Origin of the sequence: Pontibacter mangrovi, from assembly GCF_006385705.1 — a bacterium.
In the GTDB taxonomy this organism is placed as follows: Bacteria; Bacteroidota; Bacteroidia; order Cytophagales; family Hymenobacteraceae; genus Pontibacter; species Pontibacter mangrovi.
On the sequence record NZ_VFRQ01000010.1, the window covers coordinates 127,932 to 142,965 of the forward strand.

Annotated in this window: 15 protein-coding genes; 8 read left to right on the forward strand and 7 right to left on the reverse strand. The window is 52.9% G+C overall.

What is annotated here, in order from left to right:
- Together panD and panC are read right to left on the reverse strand one after the other, a co-directional pair.
- On the reverse strand, positions 1–348 hold the full coding sequence (gene panD / locus FJM65_RS17060) for an aspartate 1-decarboxylase (protein ID WP_140622883.1): 348 nt from the start codon (positions 346–348) through the stop codon (positions 1–3).
- Between the two features lie 95 nt (positions 349–443).
- Positions 444–1,298 carry a pantoate--beta-alanine ligase gene (gene panC / locus FJM65_RS17065; protein WP_140622885.1) on the reverse strand — a complete coding sequence of 285 codons (855 nt, stop codon included), beginning with the start codon at positions 1,296–1,298 and terminating at the stop codon, positions 444–446.
- Positions 1,299–1,435: 137 nt separating this feature from the next.
- Here panC and FJM65_RS17070 point away from each other — a divergent pair, with 137 nt between their 5' ends.
- Complete coding sequence (locus tag FJM65_RS17070) at positions 1,436–2,248, forward strand: glycogen/starch synthase (protein WP_140622887.1); 813 nt, start codon at positions 1,436–1,438, stop codon at positions 2,246–2,248.
- A gap of 283 nt (positions 2,249–2,531) precedes the next feature.
- On the forward strand, positions 2,532–4,367 hold the full coding sequence (glmS, locus tag FJM65_RS17075) for a glutamine--fructose-6-phosphate transaminase (isomerizing) (RefSeq protein WP_140622889.1): 1,836 nt from the start codon (positions 2,532–2,534) through the stop codon (positions 4,365–4,367).
- Between the two features lie 77 nt (positions 4,368–4,444).
- On the opposite strand, the gene FJM65_RS17080 is transcribed toward glmS, so the two are convergent.
- A complete protein-coding gene (locus FJM65_RS17080; RefSeq protein WP_140622891.1) occupies positions 4,445–5,125 on the reverse strand; it encodes a 3-hydroxyacyl-CoA dehydrogenase family protein in 681 nt (226 codons plus the stop codon).
- A gap of 48 nt (positions 5,126–5,173) precedes the next feature.
- On the opposite strand from FJM65_RS17080, the gene FJM65_RS17085 reads away from it, so the two are divergent.
- Positions 5,174–5,554, forward strand: coding sequence for a RidA family protein (locus FJM65_RS17085; protein WP_140622893.1), 381 nt, complete (start codon positions 5,174–5,176; stop codon positions 5,552–5,554).
- Positions 5,555–6,155: 601 nt separating this feature from the next.
- On the opposite strand, the gene FJM65_RS17090 is transcribed toward FJM65_RS17085, so the two are convergent.
- Entirely contained in the window at positions 6,156–7,172 is a 1,017-nt protein-coding gene (locus FJM65_RS17090; RefSeq protein ID WP_140622895.1) for a YihY/virulence factor BrkB family protein, read from the reverse strand.
- Between the two features lie 179 nt (positions 7,173–7,351).
- Between FJM65_RS17090 and gltX the strand changes: the two genes are divergently transcribed.
- From gltX to FJM65_RS17105, 3 genes are all read left to right on the forward strand, one after another.
- On the forward strand, positions 7,352–8,893 hold the full coding sequence (gene gltX, locus FJM65_RS17095; protein ID WP_140622897.1) for a glutamate--tRNA ligase: 1,542 nt from the start codon (positions 7,352–7,354) through the stop codon (positions 8,891–8,893).
- 130 nt (positions 8,894–9,023) lie between these two features.
- Positions 9,024–9,395: a hypothetical protein gene (locus FJM65_RS17100; protein WP_140622899.1), complete on the forward strand. Its 372-nt coding sequence runs from the start codon at positions 9,024–9,026 to the stop codon at positions 9,393–9,395.
- A 137-nt stretch (positions 9,396–9,532) separates the two neighbouring features.
- Complete coding sequence (locus FJM65_RS17105; RefSeq protein ID WP_140622901.1) at positions 9,533–10,300, forward strand: TIGR00266 family protein; 768 nt, start codon at positions 9,533–9,535, stop codon at positions 10,298–10,300.
- A 518-nt stretch (positions 10,301–10,818) separates the two neighbouring features.
- Here FJM65_RS17105 and FJM65_RS17110 read toward each other — a convergent pair.
- From FJM65_RS17110 to lptB, 3 genes are all read right to left on the reverse strand, one after another.
- Positions 10,819–12,303 carry a GH3 auxin-responsive promoter family protein gene (locus FJM65_RS17110; RefSeq protein ID WP_140622903.1) on the reverse strand — a complete coding sequence of 495 codons (1,485 nt, stop codon included), beginning with the start codon at positions 12,301–12,303 and terminating at the stop codon, positions 10,819–10,821.
- Between the two features lie 72 nt (positions 12,304–12,375).
- Positions 12,376–12,756 (reverse strand): four helix bundle protein, encoded by a 381-nt coding sequence (locus FJM65_RS17115; RefSeq protein ID WP_140622905.1) that lies wholly within the window; start codon positions 12,754–12,756, stop codon positions 12,376–12,378.
- A gap of 46 nt (positions 12,757–12,802) precedes the next feature.
- Positions 12,803–13,534, reverse strand: a complete 732-nt coding sequence (gene lptB, locus FJM65_RS17120) for an LPS export ABC transporter ATP-binding protein (RefSeq protein ID WP_140622907.1) — start codon at positions 13,532–13,534, stop codon at positions 12,803–12,805.
- A 199-nt stretch (positions 13,535–13,733) separates the two neighbouring features.
- Here lptB and FJM65_RS17125 point away from each other — a divergent pair, with 199 nt between their 5' ends.
- Both FJM65_RS17125 and FJM65_RS17130 read left to right on the forward strand, forming a co-directional pair.
- Complete coding sequence (locus FJM65_RS17125; RefSeq protein WP_140622909.1) at positions 13,734–14,582, forward strand: glycoside hydrolase family 25 protein; 849 nt, start codon at positions 13,734–13,736, stop codon at positions 14,580–14,582.
- Between the two features lie 29 nt (positions 14,583–14,611).
- Positions 14,612–14,908 carry a DUF1871 family protein gene (locus FJM65_RS17130; protein ID WP_140622911.1) on the forward strand — a complete coding sequence of 99 codons (297 nt, stop codon included), beginning with the start codon at positions 14,612–14,614 and terminating at the stop codon, positions 14,906–14,908.
- The last annotated feature ends 126 nt before the right edge of the window (positions 14,909–15,034 follow it).

Here is a 15,034-nt window from a genome sequence, read left to right on the forward strand (position 1 = left end):
TTATACCAGGCGGTTGTGCTGGTCCGGGAACACCAGCGTTGGCGTATGGCTTTTAGCGTCTTCGAACTTGATGCTGCAGTACGAGATGATGATGACCACATCGCCCACCTGCACCTTGCGGGCCGCCGGGCCATTGAGGCAAATGGTGCCGGTACCGCGCTCGCCCTTTATTACGTAGGTCTCGAAGCGCTCCCCGTTGTTGATGTTCACGATCTGTACTTTCTCGTTCTCCACGATGTTGGCCGCGTCCATCAGGTCTTCGTCTACAGTAATGCTGCCTACATAGTGCAGCTCGGCCTGCGTAACCTTACAACGGTGGATTTTGGATTTTAAAACCTCAATATACATGGTGTAATTTGTAATGGAGCGCAAAGTTAGATAATTGGCTGCATAATAACTACCAACACTAACAGCGGCTTTCCTTATCTGTTAACCTAAACAATCTATACTTCGTTTAGATTCACCAGAATGTTGTCGATGAGGCGAACAGGGCCCACATGGGCGGCAATGCAGAGCGCCACCTCCTGCCCCGGCCGCACCTGGGCCAGCGGCTGCAGCGTGTTCGGGTCGGCTATTTCGAAGTACTCCAGCGCTACGCCGTATGCACCGGTTAAGTATGCCTCCACGGCTGCTTTTATACTATAAGTCGGTTTCTCCGGGAGCTGCTGCCTGGCCAGCTGCAGCGCGCTGTAAAGTATGGTGGCCGTCTGCCGCTGCTCCGCATCCAGGCGCTTGTTCCTCGACGACATGGCCAGTCCGTCGGCCTCACGGATGGTGGGGTAGCGCACCACCTCCACATCATAGCTCAGCCCCTGCACCAGCTGCTTCACAATCGCCACCTGCTGCAGGTCCTTCTGCCCGAAATAGGCGCGGTGCGGCTGCACATAATGGAAAAGCTTGCCTACGATGGTGGCCACGCCGTTAAAATGGCCCGGGCGGTGCTCGCCTTCCATCACGGCCTCCAGCGGCCCGAAACTAAACTGCAGCAGCGACTGTTGTACATATATCTCCTCAGCATGCGGGGCAAACAGAATGTCGCAGCCTACTGACCTCAGCAGCTCAGCGTCCTGCTCCATGGTGCGGGGATACATCTTGTAATCTTCCGGGTTGTTAAACTGTGTGGGATTGACGAAAATACTGCAAACGGTAACGTCGTTCTCCTGCACCGAAGCGCGCAGCAGCTGCAGGTGCCCCTCGTGCAGGGCGCCCATGGTGGGCACAAAGCCTATGCGTTTGCCGCTGCAGCGCAGGGCTTCCATGCGGCCCCGGATGATACTAACCCGCTCGATAACTTCCATGTCGGTGATGTGTCTTGTGATACGCCCGTAAAGCCGGCAAAAGTAAGTTACAGCGTTTTAAATTGAAAATCAGAATAAAAAATACTAATTTTGCACGACCCTATACTGTTGCTTATTAAAATCTTAATTTCATACCCATGTCAAAATTGCGAATCCTATACGCCGCCACCGAGATCAATCCTTTCTTACAAACCTCTAAAGTAGCAGAGTTTTTACAAACGCTGCCGCAGGGTATGCAAGAGCGAGGGATGGAGATCCGGATCTTCGTTCCGCGGTTCGGCCTGATAAACGAGCGCAAGAACCGTTTGCATGAGGTGGTACGCCTTTCGGGCATCAACATCGCTGTGGGTGATGATGAAAAACCTTTGGTAATTAAAGTGGCTTCCATACCGAACGCGAAGCTACAGGTTTATTTTATTGATAACGAAGATTATTTCCATAGAAAATCAGTTTTCGTTGACAAAAACAACAAATTCCACCAGGACAACGACGAGCGCGCTATCTTCTTCTGCAAGGGTGTGCTGGAAACCGTGAAGAAACTGGGCTGGGCGCCGGACATTGTGCACTGCAACGACTGGATGACAGGCCTGATCCCGATGTACCTGAAGACCACGTACAAGAAGGACCCTATCTTTAAGGACTCTAAATCGATGTTTACGGTGTACAACAACAGCTATAGCCACAAGTTCAGCGATGACCTGCTGGAGAAAGTGAAGATGCTGGATATTGACGACAGCATGCTCACGCACCTGGAGTCGGCTGACACGAATGCCTTTATCAAGTGCGGCATGGAGTACGCCGACGCCGTGATTAAGACAAACGAGGACTTCAGCGAGAACATCAACGCCATGTTTGCTGACTTCATGAAGAAGAAGACCATCAGCACCGTGTGCGCCGACGACACCTTGCTGGACAACTACTATAACCTGTACAACGAGCTGAGCAAGTAAGCCACAGCCTCCCCCCTTTTTGTACTTTGCTTAAAGTATAAAAGCACAACGGAAAGGGCTACAGGAACAGCATAGTATAATATTACAAGAAGCTGCCGCTTATATTACATAAAGTAATAGAGTGGCAGCTTTTTATTTTGCCCATAACCCGCTGACATGAAAAATGTTATGGCCAAATGCCTACCCAAAGCACAACGCTAAAGCGTAGAAGTTATAGAGATACGCAAGAAATAGGTATTTTTGCAGTTACCTATGTGTTCCTATAAGAGAAAAGAGAAAAATTATGTGTGGAATTGTTGCTTACGTTGGGCATCGGGAAGCGAGCCCAATTATTATTAAAGGCCTGAAAAGGCTAGAGTACCGCGGTTATGACAGTGCCGGCATTGCGCTGATGAACGGAGGACTCAATGTTTACAAGAGAAAAGGAAAGGTAGCCGACCTGGAGGCGTTTATCGCCGCGCAGGACACGCACGGTAACATTGGCATGGGCCACACCCGCTGGGCCACGCACGGTGAGCCCAACGACGTGAACGCGCACCCGCACTATTCTACTTCGCGTAACATTGCCATCATCCACAACGGCATCATCGAGAACTACGCTTCGCTGAAGAAGCTCCTGCTCGAGAAAGGCCATACGTTCCAGTCCGATACCGACTCGGAGGTGTTCATCAACCTGATCGAGGACATCCGCACCAACAACAACTGCAGCCTGCCGGAGGCCGTGCGCCTGGCCATGCATGAGGTGGTGGGTGCCTACGCGATTGTGGTGTTGGCGACAGACAGCCCGAACCAGTTGATTGCCGCCCGCAAGGGTAGCCCGCTGGTAGTAGGCATCGGTGAGGGAGAATATTTTCTGGCCTCAGACGCTACGCCGATCATCGAGTACACCAACGAGGTAGTATACCTGAACGACTACGAGCTGGCGATCATCAACAACGGAGAGCTGGACATCCGCACCAAAGAGGACGTGAAGCAGACACCTTACGTGCAGACGCTGGAGATGGAGCTGGAGTCGATTGAGAAGGGCGGTTACGAGCACTTCATGCTGAAGGAGATCTTTGAGCAGCCACGCTCTATCCTGGACAGCATGCGCGGCCGCATGATTGCCGAGAGCAACCACCTGATGATGGCGGGCATCCGAGAGTTTGAGAACAAGTTTGCGAACGCCAACCGCATCATTATTGTGGCCTGCGGCACCTCGTGGCATGCCGGCCTGGTGGCCGAGTACCTGATCGAGGACCTGGCGCGCATACCGGTAGAAGTGGAGTATGCCTCTGAGTTCCGCTACCGCAACCCGATCATTAACGAAAAGGACATTGTGATCGCGATCTCGCAGTCTGGTGAAACGGCGGACACGCTGGCGGCGCTGGAGCTGGCAAAATCGAAAGGCGCTACCATTTTCGGCATCTGTAACGTGGTGGGCTCTTCTATTGCCCGTGCCACCGATGCGGGCGCTTACACACACGCCGGCCCAGAGATTGGCGTGGCCAGCACCAAGGCCTTTACCGCCCAGGTAACCGTGCTCACACTGATTGCCATGATCATCGGCAGCAGACGCGGCACCCTGGAAACTACCAAGCTGCACGAGCTGATGGTGGAGCTGGAAACCATCCCGGCCAAAGTAGAGGAAACGCTGAAGCTTAACGAGCAGATCGTGGAGATTGCCGAACAGTATAAAGATGCCTCTAACTGTATTTACCTGGGCCGCGGCTACAACTTCCCGGTTGCTCTGGAGGGTGCTCTCAAGCTGAAGGAAATTTCCTATATCCACGCAGAGGGCTACCCAGCCGCCGAAATGAAGCACGGCCCGATCGCGCTGATAGACGAGCAGATGCCGGTGGTGGTAATTGCCACCAAGGATAGCTCTTATGAGAAGATCGTGTCGAATGTGCAGGAGGTGAAGGCGCGTAAGGGTAAGATTATCGCCGTAGTAACCGAGGGTGACACAACCATCCCGGCCATGGCCGACCACGTGATCGAGATTCCGGAGACGAGCGAGCACCTGGTGCCGCTGCTATCTGTTATCCCGCTGCAGCTGCTGTCTTACCACATCGCGGTGATGCGCGGCTGTAACGTAGACCAGCCCCGTAACCTGGCTAAGTCTGTTACCGTGGAGTAATCCGCATAAAGTATAAAAACAGAAAAGGGAGTTATTTATGACTCCCTTTTTTATTGCTCACTATGCAGGTGTATGCGTTAGAAGCTCTCGCCTTTCAGATACATTGTTTTCAGGAGCGGGCATACTTTGTAGCGCTCGTCTTTGGTATCTTCGTACACCGCCTGCAGTACCTCATACACGTTTTTCACGCCGATCTGGTTGGCCCACTCAAAAGGCCCCTGCGGGTAGTTAGTGCCGAGTTTCATGCCCTGGTCTATATCAACTATACTTGCCGTTCTCTCCTGTAAAGTATAACAGGCCTCGTTGATGATCATGCAGATGATGCGGGGCGTAACCATGCCCACGCGGTCGTGCACCAGCAGGTACTCGGTGCCCAGCGCCTGGCATACTTCCTGCAGCTTTTCCTCACAGCCCCCATGCAGCACACTTACCTCCAGCACCGGGCGGTTAAACAGCGTTGGCAGCCCATTAAAGCCGATAAGCGCGCAGGGCTGATGCTCCAGGTTTGCCTGCTTTGCCAGCGCGGCCAGCTGCATGGTAGCCGCGTTGCAGCACACCACCTGCTCCGGCGCATACATACTCAGGCGCTCCGGCTGCTCGTGCAGCAGAAAGTCGAACACCACGTCGGCGGGGCGCAGCTGCTCGTCCAGCAATGTGTGGCTGTGCAGAAAAGTATAACTTACGCCTTCGCGCTCCTCCTGGAACTTTTGCTTGAACTCGGCGGCCATTTCGGGGCCAGACAAAACAACGATGTGCATATTTTCTGTACTTTTGATACGAACGTTACATATTTAACCTAAACCGCTATGGCACATACTATCATCAACTCTACCAAAGCCCCTGCCCCTATTGGACCTTACAGCCAGGCCACGCTGGCGAATGGTACCTTATACGTTTCAGGCCAAATTGCGCTCAACGCGGAGAGCGGCAACCTGGTAAACGACAGCATTGAGAACGAGACGCACCAGGTCATGCAGAACCTACAAGCCATACTTGCCGAGGCCGGCATGGACTTCAGCAACGTGCTTAAGTGCACCATCTTCGTGAAGGACCTGAACAACTTCGGAAAGATAAACGAGACCTACGGCAGCTACTTCACCAGCAACCCTCCTGCCCGCGAAACCGTGGAGGTGAGCCGCCTGCCGAAGGATGTGAACGTGGAGATTTCGTGCATCGCAGCGAAGTAGCGCTTGGTGTAAAAGAACTTTTTTGCGAAAGACAGGGAAGTAAGTATAGCTTCTCTGTCTTTTGTGTATTTATACCGGGTCCAACCACCCCTGCCCCTCACCCAAAACAAGTCCGGGATTTGCAACTTAGCTAGGGAGGGAGAGCCTGTCACTGCTGCAGCTAAGGTATAAGTTTTATAGCAGCTGTTCTCGCGCGGACAGGTCGCGACCTGTCCCTACAAAGTATAAACCCACCACAATCCCTCCTTAGAGGGGAATTTTCCGCAGGTGTAATCATCCCCCTGCCCCCTTCAAAAGGGGACTCTGCAGAAGCTCTGTCAGCGGTGGCTATCGAATCTAATCCCAGTCCTTGGGTTGAGCGCCTTGTAGATTTCCGGTGCCGAAGGCATTGCGACGCAGGAGCAAAGGAAATGTACACCGCGCGATGCCCGAGGACGAGCCCTCGCGGGCTTAAGCGAGCCAAAGCCAGAGGTGAAACGAGCAGATTGCAAGGCGGTGGGTCAGCAGTAGCTAAAGCAGGTAAAGGCACAAGCGGACGCTTGCGCCAGACACGGCCGACACCCATACTCTCTAACTCCTAAACTCCCCAACTCTCTCACTCTTATATGTTCGCTCCCTTGGCGGCGTCGGTATCGCTGGTTAGCTCTTTCTCCTCCGGCTCACCGTATACTTCGCGCTCGTGCTTGCCGGGCTCTGCGTTCACGGCTGAGTTGCCTACCTCCACTTCCTGCCGTATCACCCGCACGGCATATTCTGCCGGATAGATGTTGTGGCCATACTTGCGCGAGTACACAAACGTGAACACCGCCCCGTAAAAGATGATCTGTGAGGTAAAGAAAACCCAGGTAAGGATAACCACCACTGAGCCGGCTGCCCCGTACACCGAGCCCACGTCGTTTTTGCCCAGGTAAAACCCGATCAGCCCGCGGAACACGACGAACAAGAGCGAAGTTACCAGCGCCCCCACCCCCACGTCGCGCCATTTTATTTTGGCGTCAGGCAGGAATTTATAGATGCAGGCAAATAAAAACGACATCAGCAGGAAGGCCGAGGCGAAGTTGGCGAAGTGCAGCACGTACACGATCCAGCCCGAGAAGCGCGCCGTCAGGAAATCGCCGATAGCCACCAATATAGTGTTGGCCAGTAGCGAGAGCAGCAGCACAATGGCAATGGTCAGGATCATGCCGAAAGAAAGGATGCGGTCGAGCACCAACTTTACATACCCGCGCTTGGGTACCGGCTTTACCTGCCATATCTCGTTCAGCGAGTCCTGGAGAGAGATAAAAACGCCGGTGGCGGCAATAAACAGGGCAATGGTACCCACAATGGCCGCCAGGTTAAAGTCTCCGAACTCGTTCACGTTCTCCACCATCTTCTGCACCGAGTAAGCGCCTTCCGTACCGATCAGCTCTTTTATGCGGTAGTATACCTCCCCCGACACGGCCTGCTCCCCAAAAAAATAGCCCGCTGCGCTGATGATGATGATGAGCATGGGCGGCAGCGCGAAGATAGTATAGTATGCCAGCGCAGCCCCTTTCTGGAAAGAGTTGTTGTCGATAAACTCAAGGGAGGCTTCTTTTAGCAGGCACCAGATCAGCCATGCGCGTTTTTTTACCATCTTTTGCGGCTTTTACATACTTGCTGATACGCATTCGGGGCTTTATGTTTATACTATACTTTCCGGAGAGGGGCAGGCGATGCTTTTTGCAACGCGCGCAGCATTTAACCGTTACCGAAACGACACATTATTTCGTACCTTTGCAGCGAATTTGAACGATCTGAATCAGACAACCATACATGGAAAGAGAAGTTAGAGTACGCTTTGCCCCCAGCCCGACCGGGCCTCTCCATATCGGTGGTGTGCGCACTGCCTTGTACAACTACCTGCTGGCCCGCAAAACCGGCGGTAAAATGATCCTGCGCATCGAGGACACGGACCAGAACCGCTTTGTGCCGGGCGCTGAGGATTACATCCGCGAGTCGCTGGAGTGGTGCGGCATTGAGCTGGACGAGAGCCCTTGGAAAGGCGGCCCGTACGCGCCTTACCGCCAGTCGGAGCGCAAGCCGATGTACATGCAGTATGCCCAGCAGCTGATAGATGCCGGCCATGCCTACTACGCTTTTGACACGGCCGAGGAGTTGGAGGAAATGCGCGAGCGCCTGAAAGCTGCCAAAGTGGCCACGCCACAGTATAACGCCATCACCCGCATGACGATGAAAAACTCCCTCACCCTGCCAGAGGATGAGGTGAAGCAGAAACTAGAGAGCGGTGAGCCTTACGTGATCCGCCTGAAGGTGCCGCGCAAGGAGGAGATCCGGTTAAAAGATATGATCCGCGGTTGGGTAATGGTGCACTCTTCTTCTATTGATGACAAGGTACTGATGAAGTCGGACGGCATGCCGACCTACCACCTGGCCAACATCGTGGACGACCACCTGATGGAAATTACCCATGTGATCCGTGGGGAGGAGTGGTTGCCGTCGGCGCCGCTGCACGTGCTGCTGTACCGCTACCTGGGCTGGGAAGACACCATGCCGGAGTTTGCCCACTTGCCGCTGCTGCTGAAGCCGGACGGAAACGGCAAGCTGAGCAAGCGCGACGGCGATAAGCTGGGCTTCCCGGTGTTCCCGCTGCGCTGGACTGATCCGAACACGGGCGAGGTATCCTCAGGTTACCGTGAGAGCGGCTATCTGCCGGAGGCTTTTGTTAACTTCCTGGCCTTTTTAGGCTGGAACCCGGGCACTAGCCAGGAGATTTTCTCCATGGAGGAGCTGGCCAATGAGTTTACGGTAGAGCGTATCGGTAAGTCCGGTACCCGCTTCGATATTCAGAAGGCCCGCTGGTTTAACGAGCAATACCTGCGCGCCAAGCCAGACAGCGAACTGGCAGGTTACCTGATGAAGGCGCTGGAGGAGCACAACCTTACCACCACACCGGAGAAAGCCGAGAAAATTGCCGGCCTGATGAAGGAGCGCGTGTCGTTCCCGCAAGATTTCTGGCAGGAGGCAAAATACTTCTTTGTGGCCCCGGAAGAGTATAGCGAGAAAGTAGCCTCTAAAAAGTGGAACAGCCAGTCGGTGGCTGTGTTCGAAGACTTCAAGAACGAGCTGCCGTCGCTGCAGGATTTCAACGCCAGCACTGTGAAGGAGCTTTTGATAAGTATACTGGAGCGCCACGGCATGAAGATCGGGCAGGTGATGCAGGCGCTGCGCCTGGCGGTAACCGGCGCCGAGGCGGGTCCGGACCTGATGGAAATCATCGAGGTGATCGGCCGTGAGGAGACCATCCAGCGCATCGAAGCCGCCATCAGCAAATTGAGCAATTACGCATCCGCATAAAGTATAAAACCATACTTGCATAAAGAAGGCTGGCCCTGTGGCTGGCCTTTTCTGTTGCCTTTGCCCCCGATCCGCAACCATTTATACTTACCTCGCTTATACAACTAAGTATAACCACAGGAGAAATATCATGGCTAAGAATAAAAAAGAGAGTAAGAGCGAGAAGAAGAAGTCGCGGGTGCATAAGGATTTGGAGGGCTTTGAGATAAAGGTGAATGAGCACGGCGAGATCATCTCCAACTACAGCATCGATAAGATAAATGAGTTCCTGAACCGCAACGTGGACGATAAAAAGCTGATGAAGCGCGATGCCGCCGAGAAGGCGAAGCGGGAGGAAGAAGAGGCTTTCCATGTGGAGGAAAATGAGGAGGCCGAGGAGACCGATGAGGATTTTGTGCGCAACACCAACGCCGTGTCGGATGAGGAAGACGATAAGAACCTGCCCAAAGCCCGCCGCCGCAAGAAAGGCGAAGAAGACGAGGATGAGGACGAAGAGGACTAACGGCCGCCGATTCTTCTGAGATCAAACGATAGTGTAAAGTATAACAAAGCCGGTGTTTTAAGTATAAGCACCGGCTTTGTTTGTCACACTTCTAAAAACCGGTTATCTTTCTACCATCACAAACATCTACTACAACTATGAGAAACTCACACGAGATCGACTACAAGATTTTTGGCAACGACATCCAGGTACTGGAGATTGAGCTGGACCCACAGGAAACGGTTATTGCCGAGGCCGGTGCCATGGTATACATGGAAGAGGGCATCGACTTTGAGACCAAGATGGGCGACGGCTCTAACCCCAGCCAGGGCTTCTTCGGTAAGCTGGTATCGGCGGGTAGCCGCCTGATTACGGGCGAGTCGCTGTTTATGACGCACTTTACGCACCGTGGCCACGGCAAGAGCCGCGTGGCTTTCTCGGCCCCCTACCCTGGCACCATCCTGCCGATTGACCTCAGCGCCACCCGCAATAACACGCTCATCACGCAGAAAGACGCTTTTCTGGCAGCGGCCCTGGGCACGAAGCTCAGCATCCACTTTAACCAGAAACTCGGTTCCGGCTTCTTCGGCGGGGAGGGTTTTATACTTCAGAAGATGCAGGGCGATGGCCTTGCCTTCGTGCACGCCGGCGGTACCATTGTGGAGAAGCAACTTAATAATGAAACACTGCGCGTAGATACTGGCTGCGTAGTGGCCTTTGAAGATGGTATTGATTTCAGCGTGCAGCGTGCCGGAGGATTAAAGTCGATGATCTTTGGCGGGGAAGGTTTGTTCCTGGCTACCCTACGCGGCACGGGCAAAGTATGGCTGCAGTCGATGCCGGTGAAGAAGCTGATCGAGGCGCTGATGCCGCGCGGCGAGAACGCCAATAAGGAAGGTGGCTTTATGAGCAGCTTTCTGGAGTAGTAGGTCGCTTTGCTCCCGATAATAAATTAAAAATTAGCAATTATGCGTAGGTTGTATCCATAGTATAGCTCATAAAAACATCAGCCCCGGCAGGTTTATACTTGCCGGGGCTGATGTTTTTATACTTTGTGCTGCCGGGGCCAGAGGCCCATCTGCTGTTCCGGACTTCCTAGTCCGGAACTTTGGCTGCTGCGGACATCTTTGTCCGCGTTTCTGCAATACCGGGTCCAACCACCCCTGCCCCTCCTTGTCTAAGGAGGGGAATCTGTTTACTACTATTTCAAAAGTATAAGTTCCATTGCTGAAGCCTTCACGCGGACAGGTCGAGACCTGTCCCTACAAAGTACAAACCCACCCCTAACCCCTCCTAGGAGGGGAATTATACTTGTTGTATAGCAAGCCTTGCTTAACTTAACCTCAGGTCTCGGACCTGTTTCGAGGGAGAGGCAAAAGGATGACTAAATCACCTTCTAACCTTCTAACTCTTTAACTTTCTAACTCCCAAACTCTCTAACTCCCTACAGCCCATTCACCTGCATGATCTCCTCCAGGTACTCTCGGGTGTTGCTGAGGCGGGGTACTTTGTTTTGGCCGCCCAGCTTGCCTTTGTGGCTGAGCCAGTTCAGGAAAGTGCCTTTAGGCGCGGCGTGCACCAAAGGCTCCTGCAGCGCGATGTCGTTCTGGCGCTTGGCGTCATAGTCAGAGTTAATCTCGCGCAGCTTCTCGTCCAGCACCTGCGTGAATCGTTTCAGCTCGCTTGGCTCTTTCTCAAACTCGATCAACCATTCGTGCCCGCCGCGTTTGTCGCTCTCCAGGTAAATAGGCGCCGCCGTGAAGTTGGAGATAACGGCCTCGGTAGCGCTGCAGGCTGCGGTGATGGCCTCCTCGGCATTCTCCACGATCACCTCCTCGCCAAAGGCATTTATAAAGTGCTTGGTGCGGCCCGAAATCTTGATGCGGTACGGATCTATACTTGTAAAGCGTATGGTATCGCCGATCTTATAGCGCCACAGGCCGGCGTTGGTCGAGATAACCAGCGCGTAGTTCTTGCCCAGCTCCACCTCGTCCAGCGTCAGCGTTTTGGGGTGCTCCTCCTCCAACTGGTCCATCGGGATGAACTCATAGTATACACCGTAGTCCAGCATCAGCAGCATTTCGTCCTCTGTGCCAGCCTGGTCCTGAATCCCAAAAAATCCTTCGGAGGCATTGTATACTTCCAAATAGCGCATCTTATCCGAAGGGATGATCTCGCGGAACAGCTGCCGGTACGGCCCAAAGGCCACGGCACCGTGCGTGAACAGCTCCAGGTTTGGCCATACTTCCAGAATGTTGCTTTTGCCTGTCTCGGCCAGGATGCGTTTCAGCAGCACGTAGGTCCAGGTGGGCACGCCGCTCAGGCTCGTCACGTTCTCCTTCACCGTCACCTCCACCATCTTCTCTATCTTCTCCTCCCATTTGTCCATCAGGGCAATTTTAAGGGGAGGCGTACGGATGGCCTCGGCCCAGACCGGCAGGTTCTGCATGATCACCGCCGACACGTCGCCACAGCTTACTTTTTCATTCAGCTCGCTGGGGTGGTGGCTGCCGCCAATGGAGAGGCCTTTGCCGGTAAAGAGCTTGGTTTCGGGGTATAGGTTCACGTAGATGGAGAGCATGTCCTTGCCGCCCTTGTAGTGGCAGTCCTCCAACGACTCCGGGCTGACAGGTATAAACTTGCTGCGGGCGTTGGTGGTGCCCGACGATTTGGCAAACCAGTCCACTTTCGAGGGCCACAGCAGGTTCTGCTCCCCTTTCATCACGCGCTCAAAAAACGGGTACAGCTCTTCGTAGGTGCTGATGGGCACCCGCTCCTGAAACTCCCGCACACTCAGGCTATCGCCGTAGCCATACTTTTTGCCCCACTCCGTGTTCTTAGCCGTGCTAATCAGGTTCTGGAAAAGCTCTAGCTGCACTTCATGCGGGTACTTCCGAAACAGATCGATGTCATGGATCCGCTTCTTCATCACCCACGTTAAAATTGAATTTATGATTTCCAAGTGCTAGTTGCTGGTTGTTAATTGTTGATTGTTTGAAAGCTAATCCTTCAGATTATCGTTCGTTAGCTTTATCAAACCATTTATCAATTTGGGTAATTTCTGTAATACTGCAAATACTTGCTCGTACTCTTCACGATTTAACAGCTCTCTGACTCGGCTTTTCTCATTCCTGTCCAGGCACTCATATACAGAGCCTCTGGCGTACCTATAAAACTTGATTTTATCTTTCTTATTATACCTTCCAAAGCCTTCTGCAAGGTTAGCCGAAACACTATCAACGGCTGTGGTAAATTGCATGCCCACTGTACTTTTTGCAAAGTGGCTCCACAAACTTACTCTCGACCAAACATAGTTGCTCAGGTTAAAAGCTACTTTATAAGCCTCCAAATCATTTAATTGAAGATGCTTTTTCTCATTCATAGTTTCACTCTACGAGAAAAACAATCAACAATTAACAACCAGCAATTTAAATCTTCCTCTTCAGCTCGAAGTGTTTGCCCAGGTATACGCGTCGCACCTGCTCGTCGGCGGCCAGTTCTTCGGCGGTGCCGGCCTTCAGGATCTTGCCCTCAAACAGCAGGTAGGCGCGGTCGGTGATGGAAAGGGTTTCGTTTACGTTGTGGTCGGTGATGAGGATGCCGATGTTTTTGTTCTTGAGCTTGGCCACGATGCTCTGGATCTCCTCCACGGCAATGGGGTCTACCCCCGCGAAGGGCTCATCGAGTAGCACGAACTTGGGGTCTACGGCCAGGGCACGGGCAATTTCGGTGCGCCGGCGCTCGCCACCGCTCAGCACAATGCCTTTGTTCTTGCGCACGTGCGTCAGCGAGAACTCCTCCAGCAGCTCCTCCACCTTCTCGTGCTGCGCTTTCTTGGGCAGCTTGGTCATCTCCAGCACCGAGAGGATGTTCTCCTCCACCGTCAGCTGCCGGAACACCGATGCCTCCTGTGCCAGGTAGCCTACGCCGCGCTTGGCGCGCTGGTACATGGGCAGGGCGGTTATGTCTTCGCTATCAAGGTATATTTTGCCGGAGTTTGGCTTCACCAGCCCCACAATCATGTAAAAAGAAGTGGTTTTCCCGGCGCCATTTGGCCCTAACAGACCAACAATCTCGCCTTGGTTTACCTCCACGCTCACATCATTTACAACGGTGCGGGATTTATACTTCTTTATCAGGTGTTCTGCTCTCAGTATCATCGTGGCTAAATTACGCATAAAGCCGGCTTCCTGCAACGGCCATGCCAGTTAGCCTGCTTCCCGAGGGTGCCGGCTAAATATTAGAAGATTTCTATTAAAATAAATTCAACAAACTATATAATCCTTATTACCAGGGCTTGCCTGGCGTGAGATAAATATTTAATTTAAAACACGCTTACAATCTACAACCTACTTACTTATGACCTTACCTTTACTTCTTTCGGCCTGCCGGAGGTTTGCCCTTGCGGGCATGCTGCTGTACAGCGGCGTGGCTGCAGCCGCAACAGGCGGCACAGAGGGCGGCGGTGGCAACAACACCAAAGCAGCTTCCTCATCCAACGACACTAAAACCAACGCTACCAGTGATGCCGTTTCGGTAGTACGGGGCGTGGACGTGTCGAGGTGGCAAAAAGAGGTAGACTGGGCGCAGGTAAGCGAGGCGCAGGTTTCGTTTGCCTTTATCAAAGCCACCGAAGGCGATTACCGGCTAGACCCTTTCTTTGCGCGCAATTGGGAGGAAACCCGGCGCCATGGCATCAAGCGCGGTGCCTATCATTTCTACAAACCCGAAACGCCTGTGGAAGAACAGGTGAAACTTTTTACCAGCACCGTTACGCTGGAGTCAGGCGATTTGCCGCCGGTGCTGGACCTGGAGGTAACCGACCGCTCGGTAAGCCCTGAGCAGCTGCGCAAGGATGTGCGCGCCTGGCTGGAGGCCGTTACGGCCTACTATGGCGTGCGCCCGATCATCTACACTGGCCAAAACTACTACCGCCGCTACCTGAAAGGCTATTTTCCGGAGTATCATTTCTGGATTGCCCGCTACAGCGACGTTGCCCCCGACACCCACCACACCGACAGCTGGATGTTCTGGCAGTTTACCGATCGTGGCTCTATCGCGGGCATCAACTCCGCCGTGGATATCAACTTCTTTGCCGGCGACTTTGCCCAGCTCAGCCAGCTTTGCGTGCCTGAGTTCGTGGCCTACAGCCGCTACGACAAAGAAAGCCCGCTTTCGCAGCTAAAGCACCTGCAGCCGCTGCCTTAGGTTTATACTTTGCGCACAAGTTAAAGAGCATGAAGAAAGCTCGTAAAGAAGAATATCAAAATGCTTTCCGACAAGTAAGGCTGGTTGTAAATAGTATAGATCCTATGGGGCTTATCGACTGGTGTGGACCAGAAGAATATGACGCAGAAGTATCAGATATTTTGACGAAGCTTTCTCAATGTGGCACAGAAGAAGAAATTAAGTCAATGGTTATTCAGGTCTTCAGGAAGTGGTTTGATGATCCAGGAGACTTAAGCTATTATAGTAGAGTAGGTCACGATTTAATGATAGTAAAAAACACTTACAGTTGGTTAAAGCCTCAGTAAGTTATTCTAGCCATAACATACCAGTTACTCATATGTAGTGGTTCTATAGATACGCTACAGTTAGAGGCCTGCCAGAAGTTAGACATTTCTAATTTTTGGCAGGCCTCTCCTTTTTCTTGTATTTAC